This is a genomic window from Parabacteroides sp. merdae-related_45_40 (genome assembly GCF_001915675.1).
In genome coordinates, this window is record NZ_MNQY01000118.1 from 19,641 (window position 1) to 32,976 (window position 13,336).

The following is a 13,336-nucleotide window of genomic DNA, read 5'->3' on the forward strand; positions in this document are numbered from 1 at the left end:
CTTAATCAACAGCACACCTGTTGTTTTATAGATACTCCTATCACATTCTATGGAATATTAGAAAGTGACCAAACTTATCCTCTACAGCAAAGCTGGCCATCTCCTGCTGGACGAACCGTTCAACGCCTCTCCTATTGCTGCAGAAGAAATACGTATGCACATCACCGAAAGCGCCCGGACAAGAGGCATTATCTTGATAGACCACAATTTCAGGGTAGTGCACAAAATAGTAAACCGCACCCTGCTCCTGGATCAATGCTACCTAAAGAAAACCAAGGAAAAGAAAAAATTAATCCCTTACGGCCATTATCGTCCCGGCTAATTTTAGTATCTTTCAGCGCATATTAATTCTCAATCATTATGAAAACCTGTTGTATGATTCTCTTAGCGGCTTTCACGTCGCTCGCATCCGCCCAACAAAACGACGTAACCAGCATATTGGAAGTACTGGACGTAACAAACGGCAGGCGCACCGTAGTCAAAGAATTCCCCTACCGTGTCGAAGCTCCAAACTGGACACCCGACGGCCAGTGGCTCGTGTATAATAGCGGGGGAAAACTGTACAAACTCTCCCCCGATTCGCCCGGCGAACCTGAAATGATAAACACTGGCTTTGCCACCCGATGCAACAACGACCATGTCATAGCTGCCGACGGCAAGCAGATAGCTATCAGCCACGGGACGAAAGAAGACGGCAAATCACGCATCTATACCCTCCCGATGCAAGGAGGGACACCTCGCTTGATCACCCCGATTGCTCCTAGCTACCTACACGGATGGAGCCCGGATGGACGGCAACTTGCCTATTGTGCCGACCGGAAAGGCAATTATGACATTTACATTATTCCAGTTGAAGGAGGAGAAGAAAGACAGCTGACGACAGCAGAAGGATTGGACGATGGTCCCGAATATTCCCCTTGCGGAGAATATATCTGGTTCAATTCCGTACGCACGGGTTTGATGCAAGTATGGAGAATGAAGAAAGACGGCTCCGAACAAACCCAGATGACGTTTGACGAAACCCGCAATTCCTGGTTTCCTCATGTCTCGCCTGACGGTAAATCCGTTATCTTTATCACTTATTATAAAGGAGATCTGGAACCGGGGCAGCATCTTCCCAATAAGAACGTTGAACTTAGGATTATGCCAGCCACAGGAGGAAAGCCAAAAACATTAGTCAAGTTATTCGGAGGACAGGGCACAATCAATGTCAATTCCTGGGCTCCGGATAGTAGGCGCGTCGCATTCGTCAGTTACCGCCTCTCCTCTCCTTCATCCAAATAAGCATTCTTGGCGGTGTCAAAACTATTCTACCCCCACGCTTAACGCACCGCCAAGCTTTTACATTATATAGAAAAACATCATTTCTAATAAAAAAAGGAATGCCGTACCGACATTCCCTACCAAACACACATTTACCTCTTATTTCATACCATATTTCTGCATTCCATATTCACCTAATATTTCAAGGCATCTGAGGCACTTTCTAAAAAACTTCTTCATAGCTTCTCTCTTTTTGTTTAAAACGACTCATGCAAAACACACCCGCATTAGTATTGCATAATTATGTTTTACAACACAAAAATAGAGGTAAAACAGATACGTTATTCACCTCAAAATGTCTATTTAACATCATTTGTACAAACAGCCGAACAATAAAAAAGCACCTTAGCCTATGATATATTTCGCATGTGGCAACTTACTCACCAGATAAGTAAATGACCATGAACAAATAAAGGTAAGAATGGTCGAAACAGGAACCAAGGCCGGAATAGGTGTTCCAATCCACTGCGCGAACATATAGGAAGGGCCGACAAAGAAATAATGCACGCAATACAAGCCAAAACCACATTTGGTCAGATTGGCAAGGGCACGGCAAATAACCGGCGAAGTAATCCGTACTTTCCGTACCAACAAGAAAACGGCAGCCGTCATCAACAATGCGTTAGGCGAACAATAAGTAAAGAACAACTCCATCCCCTCCTCGCTCACGTTCGGATCGGATGTCATATAGCGAAAACCGGCTAATGTAATAAAATAGCCAACTAAAAACAGCGGAACCGTCACTGAGAAAGTCTTGCCAAGCGACCAATCCGTTCTTTTCCCTAAATAATGTCCTAACAGCAAATAGCCGTTGAAACCGGCAAAATAATAAAATAGACCGAATGAATTCCATGAGCAAGTTCCGAACTGGTAATGCGAAACAAACTCCGTCAGATAAGGGATAAACAACGAAATAAACCAAAACGCCAGAAACATACGCTTCGCCTTATCCGACGCCTTTTCCACCCATGCGGAAAAGACCGGCATATACAGATAAAGTCCTATCAGCACATAGATATACCACATTGGCGTCGCATAGACCGTAAAGGTTACAGGGATCAAAGCGATCGTCTTCAGCGCCTCTACAAACGAGGCCGAAGGGTTCGGTTCCCAAGGGAAAAAGTCCGTCACCAGTTCCGGGCTGCCTCCTATCCACTGGATGAACCAGGGCGCCAGATCAAACAAAACAGACCAGATCAGAAATGGAAACAACACACGTGGAATGCGTTTCTTATAAAAGGCAGAAGCCTCTTGCCTGACCGGCAACAAAAGAAATCCGGTCATCATCACAAAAAGCGGCACACTGGCACGCAGCATGGAGCCATAAACAGAACCCCAGAAATTGAACTCCGGATTGGCACGCGATTCAGGCGAAGCGTTAAACGGATCAGTGCAATGGATGGCAATCACCATCAAGATGGCGACAAGACGAAGAACATCCAGCCAGACAATATGCGGTCTGGCAGTAGTAGTTTGAACAGTGTCCATGATAGAATAAAGATCGTTATGTATTTATTTGTTATTCTTATACTCCGACGGGATCATGCCCGTACACTTCTGGAAAGCCCGCCGGAACGTACTGATCGAATGGAATCCGGAACGTTCGGCAATCTCCTGTATACTGGCATTCGGCTCGGCATCCATCAAGCGCTTGCTTTCCTCGATCCGGAACTGGTTGACATAATCGGAGAACGATTGTCCCAACTCCCGGTTAAACAATTGGGAAAGATAAGAACGGCTGATAGGGAAGATCCGTTGCAAATCCGTCAGACGTAAATCTTCGCGAAGATACGGTTTTTCTCTTTCAAACCATGCACTTACTTCCTCTGCATAGCGTTTACTGAAAACCCTGTGTTCATCATCGTCATTGTCGTCCTCTTGATACGGAAGATCCCATCCGCTTTTAAAAGAATGCTCCAAAACAACTACCTTCAGAAATAGCGCCTTATAAAAGAAATAATACCAAACGAACAACAGGACTGTTTTGTCGATCACATACATCAATGGTGTATTGGTCAGCAATAAGACAAGATAGAAACCATACAGAACAATCAAAATTATCATGGTTTTCCTTAACCATTCCAAATCATATTCTTCCGGATCGGAAACATTCTCTGCTAAAAAAACATTGAAGTCTTTACTGTACCTTGCTATCAGATAAACGGGCAGAATCATATAAAACAAAGTCAGCAGAAAGACTGTCATACGAAGCAAAACATCCATATTCAAGTATTCGAAAACCTCCCTTATTGAATAGTAGGTATGAATTTCACCTCCCGACAAACGATAAGTCAGGTAAGCCAGTCCACCAAAAACAACCGGACTGATAAATAAGAAAAAACGTTTGCAGGTAAGAAACCCGGGCCGTAAGACCTCAATCACATAACAAGCAAGCGTTGCCGTTACCAAAGCGCCCATAATCAATATATCCGGATGGAAAGCCTCTTTCGGTTTATGCAGGTAAAGGTTCACAGACAACCTTATGGCAGCCAGAAAAGCCCACAAAAACATACCCCACCCTAATATCCTTTTCGCCCGGTTATCATCGGCTCGGAGCAATAGGGTAGCTCCGCCGAAGATACAGAATCCGATGATCTGTAAGCTTAATAAAAACTGAATTTTGTCCAACATAATATATCCCTCGTATCAAGTAAACAAATTGAAGCATTAAATAGTTGATCTGAACCATTAGTAGACAATTTGATGCCTGTAGATAATTTGCGCCTCGTGGTTTTATACGATTTCATCGTGGTTTTATACCGAATGCACCCTCTACCTCTCCAAACTGACTGATCTTTGTACCTGCAATCACTTCACAAAAATAATACAAAGAATGAATAAATTACTACTATTTATGATAACGGCGGTTAGTATTTTTAGTTGCACAAACGACTACGATCCGGGGCTCATTGAAAATTTAGGCATGAAAGAGCAACCTTTAAGAATAATAACAAAGGTGCTGACAACAAAGTCTCCTAATTTTATGCAAGAATTTACAAGAGGATCGGTCATCGGGTTGCATGTCGTCTCGGAAAGTACCGGCAACATCTACGATAGTAATCCGGATTACAAAAACGTGCGGGCTGAAGCCTTTCTGGTAAACAACAAGCTGAACTGGCGCCAGTCACCCGATATTTATCTGAACGAGGAACCAGTCACTGTTTATGCCTATTACCCGTATCAGTCGCAGGTTAATTTCGACCCGGAGAATATCCCGGTCCGCATATCGCCAGACGCTTCCCTGACGAAAGATTACATGTACGGGATACAGGCCAGCGGGCAACGAGCGGTCAACCAGATTTCCCCAGTCGCGTTGCTTAACATGAATCATACGCTTTCGCTCCTGAGCTTCCAACTGCGAATGACACCGGAAGCAGAAGGCTGCTTCCTACTCCATGCGATACAGATCGGAAACAAAGCCGGCGGTACAGCTCTTTGCTTCAGGGGTAAGATGAACATTAAAACCGGAAATATCGGCGGATGTGCCGGGACAAATGCCTCTACCCGACTGAAACTGAATACTCCGCGCATGTTGAAAAAGATACCGGACGAGCCGCAACAACTAATGGTAATCCCCACATCGCGTATCAGAACAGACGGAGATGTGGAAGTGCTCTTCATCATCAACGAAACGACATTCAAATATAAAATTCCCGCCAATACGAAGTGGGAAAAAGGAAAAAGATATATCTACAACCTTCTTTTCAACGGTAAAGACATCACACTCGAAAATATAAGTACCAGCGAATGGCTTCCTGTTGAAGGGAATATGGAAAATACTATTCTGTAATGTAAGTTTTATTTTATGTTCGGTTATGTCAGGTGTAACAGCCGAATATCGCCACTCAAAAGACATATGAAAGCGCCCCGCCCATTTTATCCCTTCTCAACTTATCGCCAACAACACACCTCTATTCAAATTTAACCAGGACGGGGCCGCTTTTCATCTCACTTCTCATTTACAAAAATATTTATGCATGATGAACTTGTAACTGAATGTATCATATCCCATGCACTCGTCAAGCTACGGAACCCCCAATATGTAACTGTTTGAGCACTCACATCTCCTGATACTAGTCTCTTAAATAAACAAGGGCAGTCCATACATTGTGAACTACCCTTGTTTCATTCTATAATCAATAATATTTTCAGGAAAATAATAATTTATCTCTCACTCCGGTCTCTGCCCTTAACGCTCACCAGCTTAGGCCGGAGCAAGCCTGACGGTTAGATCTTGCCTGACGTTCCGGAAGAAGATATGCCGGTTACAGTGTTGCGATCCGATGTTTTAGAAGCGGAGGACGTTGTTTCAGAAGCTATATTTGTAGCAGTCGCAGCAGTTCCTTCTACCTGTTTGTCGACTTCCCAATGGAACGGTTCAAAGGCAGTATTCGGGTCCACCCAAGATGGTTTTTTGGCAGCATAGATAATGAACGGAGCGGCTACCACCACGATAGCGCCGATAATCAGCACGGCAAACCAAACGGTATTGTTACCTGTAGAAATTTGACTGGGCGGAATAAAACTCAGTACGAAGGCAAGCAATGAACCGCAAAAACCAAGGCCGCCGATAAACCACATCAGACCGTTGCCACTCTTACCGATACGGAACGGACGACCGGCTTTCTTCATCCGATAACGCAATGCGATTGCACCAGAGAACATCAGCATATACATAATCAGATAAAGGATAACTGTCAACTGTGACAAAATCTGATAGAAACTTTGTACGGAAGGCATAACCACGAACAACAAGCTCAGGAATGTAACAGCCAAGCCCTGAACCAGCAGGATATTTTTCTGCACACCCAACTTATTTGTTTTCTGGAAGAACGGAGGCAGATAACCGGCTTTGCCAACGGCAAAGATACCTTTTGACGGACCGGCCACCCATGTCAATACACCTGCCAACACGCCGAAAGCCAATGCAACTGCGATAACCGGCGACAGCCAAGAAGCATGAATAAACTTGAAATAGTTGTCAAAACCGACCAACAAACTCTGAGTCAGGTTAATGTCCTTCTGCGGGATAATGATACCTAATGCAAATGTTCCCAACACGAAGATCAACACCGTGATCAGCGCACCGATAAACACGGCCTTCGGATAATTGACGGAAGGGTTTTCGACATCTTTCACATGAATACCGCCCATTTCCATACCGGCATAAAAAAGGAAGATACTGGAAGCAAGCACCAGGTTATCGAACTTCGTAAAGTCAGGGAAGAAATTGCTGTGGAAGTCCATGTTGGAATGACCGCCGGAAGCCAGGTACACGATACCTAAGATAATCAACAAGGCAGCAGGGATGATCGTACCGACGATGCCACCCACTTTAGCCACTTTACCTACCCAGCTCAGACCTTTCAAAGAGATAAACGTAGCGAGCCAGTAAATAATCAATACGACAACCAGCGTATACATTTTGTTTGAAGCCAGCGTCATATCGTGCGCATCGTTCATCCCAATAAAGGCGATGGATACAGCACCGAAAGTCAATACGGTCGGATACCAGATCGTACTCTCGATCCATTGTACCCAGATAGCCAGGAAACCCCATTTCTTTCCATAGGCCTCTCCTACCCATCGGAATACCCCGCCCTGTTTATCCTGGAACATGGCAGCCAACTCAGCTGCCACCAACGAGGTAGGAATTAAGAACACGATTGCCGCAAACAGATAATAAAAGGCTGAACTCAGTCCATACACAGCCTCAGCAGGCAACCCGCGGAGCGAGACGACTGCCGTGACATTCATAATCGCAAGAGTAAATACTCCAAGTTTTACTGCTTTTCCAATATTTGCCATGAATTTTACTATTAAAATGTGAATTTTGTTTTGCTTGTATTGACAGTATAACAACTCGTTTTTGTGTTAGTTTGTCAACAGGATGTCAAACTTGGTTAATTAACAGACAAGTGTTAAAAACAAAAGGTGTCATTTTGCTGTTTCATCGGATAAAATGTCAATGATGATTTACAAAATAAATACCAAATATTAAAAGACAATGAGAACTGCATTCAATGACTTTTTTTATGAAAAGCGAGGCATTTACGGAGTGCTTCATGTGATGATATTGCTACTCTCGCTTTTCCTGATTGTGGATATTTCGATCGACACGTTCAACAACATACCGTTCATCTCTCAGACTTCGTATCTGAAAACGCAGTTCTGGATCTGCATGTTCTTCATCGCCGATTTCATATTGGAGTTTTTCCTGTCAAAAGATAAAATTCATTATTTGCAAACCCATTTCCTCTTCCTGCTGGTTTCGATCCCTTATCTTAATATTATCAATTACTACGATTTCACCTTCTCGGCCGAAGTGACCTATTTCCTACGTTTCATCCCGCTCGTACGCAGCGGATGGGCACTGGCGATCGTCGTCGGCTGGCTAACTTCGAACCGGGCCTCCGGACTCTTCGTCTCCTACCTGACGATGTTGCTGGCAATGGTCTATTTCTCCAGCCTGATCTTTTTCGTGATCGAACAGAAGGTGAACCCTGAAGTAAAGGATTACAACGACGCCCTCTGGTGGGCTTTCATGGACGTGACGACTGTCGGTTCGAACATCATCGCGATCACGCCTACAGGGCGTATTTTGTCGGTCCTGCTGGCCGCTCTCGGCATGATGATGTTCCCGATCTTCACGGTCTATGTCACGAGCCTAGTACAATCGGCAAACAAGAAAAAAGAAGATTATTATAATCAAACGCATCCCGTCTCCTCCGGACAAGCATCAGAAGCCAAACCGGCCGGTTCCACTCAAACAGACAAATAAATTCAAGACTACTTATTGTAAAAAACAAGTTATTTAACAATTGGCAGGTCTGGCGATGAAAGAATTCAAATATTCTTCTTTTTGAATATAAAACGTACTTTTCCCATTTATTTGCCGATCTATTACCATGAAGACGATCGTCATCGCCAAAATACTGCGCAACTCTTTGCTTTTCCTACTCAGGCTGACAAAACAGAAGCAATAACCGGACAAGTTGCCTATCACATACTTTCTGTTGTCAAACAAAAACCGTCAGGCCGAACAAAATGCAAGATTAAAATGAACTGGAATTTCAAATGAAAAACTATTCCCGCAAAAAAACAAGCCTCCCGTCTCCCTATTATTTCAGGGGAGTGGAGGCTCGTCAACTAAAAGAATAAACCGTTTTAACCGGTGATTGTAAACCGGGTACTGCCAAAAATGGAGAGCCCCAGTTTATTCATTATATATTTGATCGCCAATTGTGCTTTCACCGAATTGCCGGAGCTATCCAATGGAGGCGCAAAGGCGGAGATTCCGAAGTGTCCGGGCATGATCCCCATGACACCGCCGCCAACACCCGTTTTGGCAGGAATACCGGAAGTGTACAACCAGTCTCCCGTACGTTCATAGAAACCGACCGTAGCCACTAAGGATGTGATTTTAGGCGACAAAGAAGCGTCGAAGACAAGTTTCTTTGTAACCGGGTTCACGCCATCGTTGGCAATCGTTGCTGCGGCGATGGAAAGTTGTTCGGCTGTGATACCCAACGAACACTGGCGAGTATACAGGTCGAGCGACATATCCGGATCGTCATAGATACGGTTGTAATTCTTCAGTAACCAGGCGATAGAACGGTTATTGAAGTTGGTGGCAGTCTCTGACTTGTACAGTTCATCGATCAATTGCGGAGCACTCCCGCAAAGGTCGGTGATGTTGGAAACGATGGCTTCCCACTTCTTGTCGGACTTACCGAGCGGCTGTACCATACTGCAAGCCGTGATCGCACCAGCATTTACCAGTGGAGTGGAAGGATGGTCATTTTCCAACAAGATCGCCATGATGGAGTTGAAAGGAAGACCGGTGGCATCGGCACCGATCATCTTTAGCACTTTCTCGGCTCCGTACTGGCGAAGTGCCAGGATAGCCGTATGTACTTTCGAAACGGATTCGATCCCGAAACAGTAGGAAGAGTCCCCTAACGTAATGGTTCTGCCATCCAACAAGCAGATACTGATACCGAACAAGTTCTTGTCAATATTAGCCAGATAAGGGATGTAATCAGCATTCTTGCCACCCGTATTATCCTTGAACTGCTCGTAAGCCTCCTGTGCCGCTTCTTTTATCTGTGAAACGGAAATTGTTTTACTCATGATCATTTCTTTTTATGGGGCATACCCGTATGAGTAAACACAGAACCTTTCACTTCCTGATTCTTATCCTGTGCGATACGGGTAGGAGTCGGATATTCCAGTTTTTCAAGTTCCGCAACAGCTCCTGTGATATCATTCAGCAACTGGTCAGCCATGTCGCGACTAAATCCCTGACGGGCAACGATACGCATCACGACATGGTTTTCAAGATTGTTTGGCAATGTATAGGCAGGAACCATCCAACCGCTTTGTTTCAGTTTATCCTGCAGGTCGTACAGGGTCCATTTCGCTTTTTTCGCATAGTCCGGTTTCAGATACCAGATAAACAACGGGTTCACGACTTCGTTGCTGTAGTTCACGAACGGAGCCATCTTACCGATCTGATCATGTAAGTATTGGGTAACCGCCATGCTGTTTTCCTGAACTGCTTTATACCCTTCGAACCCGAGACGGATAAATTGGTAATATTGTCCGAGGATCTGGGCGGCAGGACGGGAGAAATTCAGACCTACCTGTGTGATATTGGCTCCCAAATAATTTACACTGAATGACATGGAGTCGGGCAAATATGACTTGTCTTTCCAGACAACCCAACCCAGGCCCGGATAAACCAGACCGAACTTATGTCCGGACGTACTGATGGAAAGAACCCATTTCAAACGGAAGTCCCACTTCAATTCCGGTTTCAGGAACGGGAGGATAAAACCGCCGGAAGCAGCATCCACGTGAATTGGAATATCGTAGCCGGTCTTTGTATTGTAAGCATCAAGAGCTTTGTCCAAAGCCTCCACATCATCGTTCAGACCTGTCCATGTAACCCCTTGGATCGGCACGATACAGATTGTATTTTCATCACACATCTTCAATGCTTCTTCGGGATCGAGCGTAGTCTTCTCCAATGTCAGAGGCACCTGACGCATTTCGATCTGCCAAAGCTGGGCGAATTTTTCCCATACAACCTGAAATCCGGTAGAAATAACGAAGTTCGGCTTATCCACAGGCTTACCGGCGGCTTGCCTTTTCTTACGCCAGCGCAACCAAGCAGCAACACCTCCCAACATACATGCTTCGGACGAACCGATAGCCAATGCTCCGGCTTTCCACTTTGCCTGTTCGGGAGTATTCCACAAATTGGCTACGATGTTGATACATTTGGCGTTCATGACGGCAATACGCGGATATTCCGTTTCATCGATATAGTTGATGTTGATCGCCTCGTTCATAAGTTTGGTTGCATAGTCGTCCATATAGGTAGTTACGAATGTCGCCAGGTTCAAGCGGGGCTGTGTCTGTGCAAACGTTTCGTCTTTAACCATCTGATACGCGATTTCCGGGGTGGTAGGACCATCAGGGATTTTGTCTACAGGAGAGGCTTGTAGCATCTTTTCCGAGCCAAAGATTGCTGTCTTGGCATCACCTTTTCTGAAATTAGAATCTTCCATGTCTTTTTGTTTTTAATTAATAATGGCGCTATCGACTTGTTTCGGCCGATTGTATGGCAAAAACAGCTACTATCCGCAATTGTTCTGCGTTTTTCGTTAAACATACGATATTTAGGGTTTATTAAAACAATGAACTTTCACTATTCGGGATTGTTTCAATACAATAAAAAATGATTTAACGAAACGATTATGCGAATACAGACCGGACAGGGAACGATTCCTCTTATCACGCTAATAGGCATATGGTCGATATCGGCACTGAATGCACTGCCCGGCCTGGCTGTCTCCCCAATCTTAGGAAGACTTTCTGCAATCTTTCCGCATTCCACAGAACTGGACATACAGATGCTTTCATCACTTCCTTCCCTCTTGATCATCCCTTTTATCATCCTGTCGGGCAAACTGACGGAAAAGATCAATAATGTCCTTCTGTTGCAAGTGGGACTGGTGATCTTCTCGTTGAGCGGCATCCTGTACATGCTTTCCACAAAAATGTGGCAACTGATAACAGTCAGCGCATTATTGGGGATCGGTTCCGGATTGATCGTGCCACTTTCCACCGGTTTGATTTCCCGCTTTTTTACAGGAACATACCGTACGAAACAGTTCGGGCTCAGTTCCGCCATTACGAATATAACGTTAGTGCTGGCCACCGTTCTGACGGGGTATCTGGCAGAGGTGAACTGGCATTTGCCGTTTATCGTCTACCTGTTTCCGCTGATCTCGATCGTTCTCTCGTTCTATCTGAAAAAGAATATTTCACCGTATCCCGGTATAGGCATAAACACCACTAGCCGGAGAACGGAAAGGCCTGCCGATAGCAGTTTCGGGAAGTTCGGTATACAGATTCCCCACCTGATGCAGATCATGTCGTTCTATGGGTTGGCTACTTACTTAGTGATCATCATCAGCTTCAATCTTCCTTTCCTGATGAAAGAATATCATTTTACCAGCGGTAATTCGGGTATTATGATCTCGCTGTTTTTCTTGGCTATCATGTCGCCGGGATTTATACTGAATCAAATTGTCTCCTTCTTCGGCAAAAAGACCAAATTTGCCTGTATGGTCTCGATCTCTGTCGGAATGGCGCTTATACTCGTTTCCCGCACCGAATGGTTGATCGGGCTGGGTTGTATCTTTGCCGGATTAGGCTATGGTGTCATACAACCGATAGCTTACGACAAAACGACCCGCACGGCTATTCCTGAAAAAGTGACGCTTGCACTGGCATTCGTTATGGCCATGAACTATCTGGCCATTCTTCTTTGCCCTTTCATTATAAACATACTCAAGGATATGCTCCATATCGAGACACAGCAGTTCGCTTTCATCTTCAATATGGCCATTGCCCTGATAGCTGCCGCATGGGCCTACCTGAAACAAGATTCGTTCTTGTTCGACGACCGCATCAAACAAGTATAACATAAAATCCCAAGCATCGTGAAAAATAAAATAAGAGAAGCCAATATTTACATGATTATTTCCAAAACTTTCAGCGGGTTGAATATGAATGCGTTGAAATATCTCCTACCATTATGGATAAGTCCGCTGACGGGTGTAACCCTGCGCTGTACGTTTGCCGCCCTCGCGTTTTGGATTATCAGCTTGTTCACCCAACCGGAGACTTCCACCCGCCGGGAAAAGATTCTCTTATTTCTGTTGGGGGCGCTCGGCATTTATGGCTTTATGTTCTTTTACTTGCTGGGATTGAGCAAAACGACCCCTGTGTCAAGCTCCATTTTCTCCAGTTTACAACCTATCTGGGTATTCATTCTTTCTGTCATCTTCTTTAAAGAAACAATCACAAAGATGAAAATAACCGGTATTCTGATCGGATTAGGTGGCGCATTGCTCTGCATCCTGACCCAGAAAAACGATGACCTGGCTTCCGATGCCTTCACCGGAAATCTGCTTTGCCTGCTAAGTTCCATGGCTTATGCAATCTATCTGATTGCAAGCAACCGAATATTGAAGCATGTAGGAGTTATGACAATGCTGCGGTACACCTTTTCCGGTGCGGCTTTCTCCGCCATCATCGTTTCCGGATTTACAGGATTTGAAGCAACACTTTTCACGTTCCCGATCCATTGGAAACCGATGGCAGTCTTGGCATTCGTCCTGATTTTCCCGACCGTTATCAGTTACCTGTTAATACCGGTCGGACTAAAATATCTGAAAACCACACTGGTGGCCATCTATGGTTACCTGATCCTGATTGTGGCAACCATTACCTCGCTGGCATTAGGACAAGATCGCTTCAGTTGGTCCCAATTAATAGCTGTCCTCCTGATTTGTTCGAGCGTTTATTTCGTTGAAATAGCAGAAAGTAAGGAAAAATCATAAATTTTTCTCTTTCTTTGTAACAACAGCTTTTCCGTTCCCGTCTACTTAATGAACGCTCTCCAATAGCGCGCGTTGAAGAGCCGGAACTAACGGAA

Annotated in this window: 12 protein-coding genes; 7 read left to right on the plus strand and 5 right to left on the minus strand. The window is 44.8% G+C overall.

The features are described 5' to 3' along the window. Positions 1-64 precede the first annotated feature (64 nt). Both BHV83_RS15660 and BHV83_RS15665 read left to right on the plus strand, forming a co-directional pair. Positions 65-322: a hypothetical protein gene (locus BHV83_RS15660; RefSeq protein ID WP_022321417.1), complete on the plus strand. Its 258-nt coding sequence runs from the start codon at positions 65-67 to the stop codon at positions 320-322. A 38-nt stretch (positions 323-360) separates the two neighbouring features. After that, positions 361-1,284, plus strand: a complete 924-nt coding sequence (locus tag BHV83_RS15665) for a TolB family protein (protein WP_046452501.1) — start codon at positions 361-363, stop codon at positions 1,282-1,284. 384 nt (positions 1,285-1,668) lie between these two features. On the opposite strand, the gene BHV83_RS15670 is transcribed toward BHV83_RS15665, so the two are convergent. Then, on the minus strand, positions 1,669-2,811 hold the full coding sequence (locus tag BHV83_RS15670; protein ID WP_005645146.1) for an acyltransferase: 1,143 nt from the start codon (positions 2,809-2,811) through the stop codon (positions 1,669-1,671). Positions 2,812-2,835: 24 nt separating this feature from the next. Further along, a complete protein-coding gene (locus BHV83_RS15675; RefSeq protein WP_122205673.1) occupies positions 2,836-3,954 on the minus strand; it encodes a helix-turn-helix transcriptional regulator in 1,119 nt (372 codons plus the stop codon). 202 nt (positions 3,955-4,156) lie between these two features. Between BHV83_RS15675 and BHV83_RS15680 the strand changes: the two genes are divergently transcribed. After that, positions 4,157-5,113: a fimbrillin family protein gene (locus BHV83_RS15680; protein ID WP_122205674.1), complete on the plus strand. Its 957-nt coding sequence runs from the start codon at positions 4,157-4,159 to the stop codon at positions 5,111-5,113. A 437-nt stretch (positions 5,114-5,550) separates the two neighbouring features. On the opposite strand, the gene gadC is transcribed toward BHV83_RS15680, so the two are convergent. Continuing rightward, entirely contained in the window at positions 5,551-7,131 is a 1,581-nt protein-coding gene (gadC, locus tag BHV83_RS15685) for a glutamine/gamma-aminobutyrate antiporter GadC (protein ID WP_005633853.1), read from the minus strand. 199 nt (positions 7,132-7,330) lie between these two features. Between gadC and BHV83_RS15690 the strand changes: the two genes are divergently transcribed. Both BHV83_RS15690 and BHV83_RS15695 read left to right on the plus strand, forming a co-directional pair. After that, the gene (locus BHV83_RS15690) at positions 7,331-8,104 is read left to right on the plus strand and encodes a potassium channel family protein (RefSeq protein WP_022321422.1); all 774 of its coding nucleotides are present in this window, start codon (positions 7,331-7,333) and stop codon (positions 8,102-8,104) included. 81 nt (positions 8,105-8,185) lie between these two features. Beyond that, positions 8,186-8,404, plus strand: coding sequence for a hypothetical protein (locus tag BHV83_RS15695; protein ID WP_286757735.1), 219 nt, complete (start codon positions 8,186-8,188; stop codon positions 8,402-8,404). Between the two features lie 86 nt (positions 8,405-8,490). Here the strand turns inward: BHV83_RS15695 and glsA are convergent, their stop codons facing one another. Beyond that, a complete protein-coding gene (gene glsA, locus BHV83_RS15700) occupies positions 8,491-9,456 on the minus strand; it encodes a glutaminase A (protein WP_046452498.1) in 966 nt (321 codons plus the stop codon). Positions 9,457-9,458: 2 nt separating this feature from the next. After that, entirely contained in the window at positions 9,459-10,898 is a 1,440-nt protein-coding gene (gene gad / locus BHV83_RS15705; protein WP_122205676.1) for a glutamate decarboxylase, read from the minus strand. 189 nt (positions 10,899-11,087) lie between these two features. Between gad and BHV83_RS15710 the strand changes: the two genes are divergently transcribed. Continuing rightward, positions 11,088-12,320 carry an MFS transporter gene (locus tag BHV83_RS15710; RefSeq protein ID WP_005633864.1) on the plus strand — a complete coding sequence of 411 codons (1,233 nt, stop codon included), beginning with the start codon at positions 11,088-11,090 and terminating at the stop codon, positions 12,318-12,320. An 18-nt stretch (positions 12,321-12,338) separates the two neighbouring features. After that, a complete protein-coding gene (locus tag BHV83_RS15715; RefSeq protein ID WP_005633866.1) occupies positions 12,339-13,241 on the plus strand; it encodes a DMT family transporter in 903 nt (300 codons plus the stop codon). The last annotated feature ends 95 nt before the right edge of the window (positions 13,242-13,336 follow it).

Coding starts and splice junctions, on each gene's coding strand:
- BHV83_RS15665 (WP_046452501.1), top strand. CDS start 361: ATGAAAACCTGTTGTATGATTCTCTTAGCGGCTTTCACGTCGCTCGCA.
- BHV83_RS15670 (WP_005645146.1), bottom strand. CDS start 2,811: ATGGACACTGTTCAAACTACTACTGCCAGACCGCATATTGTCTGGCTG.
- BHV83_RS15675 (WP_122205673.1), bottom strand. CDS start 3,954: ATGTTGGACAAAATTCAGTTTTTATTAAGCTTACAGATCATCGGATTC.
- BHV83_RS15680 (WP_122205674.1), top strand. CDS start 4,157: ATGAATAAATTACTACTATTTATGATAACGGCGGTTAGTATTTTTAGT.
- gadC (WP_005633853.1), bottom strand. CDS start 7,131: ATGGCAAATATTGGAAAAGCAGTAAAACTTGGAGTATTTACTCTTGCG.
- BHV83_RS15690 (WP_022321422.1), top strand. CDS start 7,331: ATGAGAACTGCATTCAATGACTTTTTTTATGAAAAGCGAGGCATTTAC.
- glsA (WP_046452498.1), bottom strand. CDS start 9,456: ATGAGTAAAACAATTTCCGTTTCACAGATAAAAGAAGCGGCACAGGAG.
- gad (WP_122205676.1), bottom strand. CDS start 10,898: ATGGAAGATTCTAATTTCAGAAAAGGTGATGCCAAGACAGCAATCTTT.
- BHV83_RS15710 (WP_005633864.1), top strand. CDS start 11,088: ATGCGAATACAGACCGGACAGGGAACGATTCCTCTTATCACGCTAATA.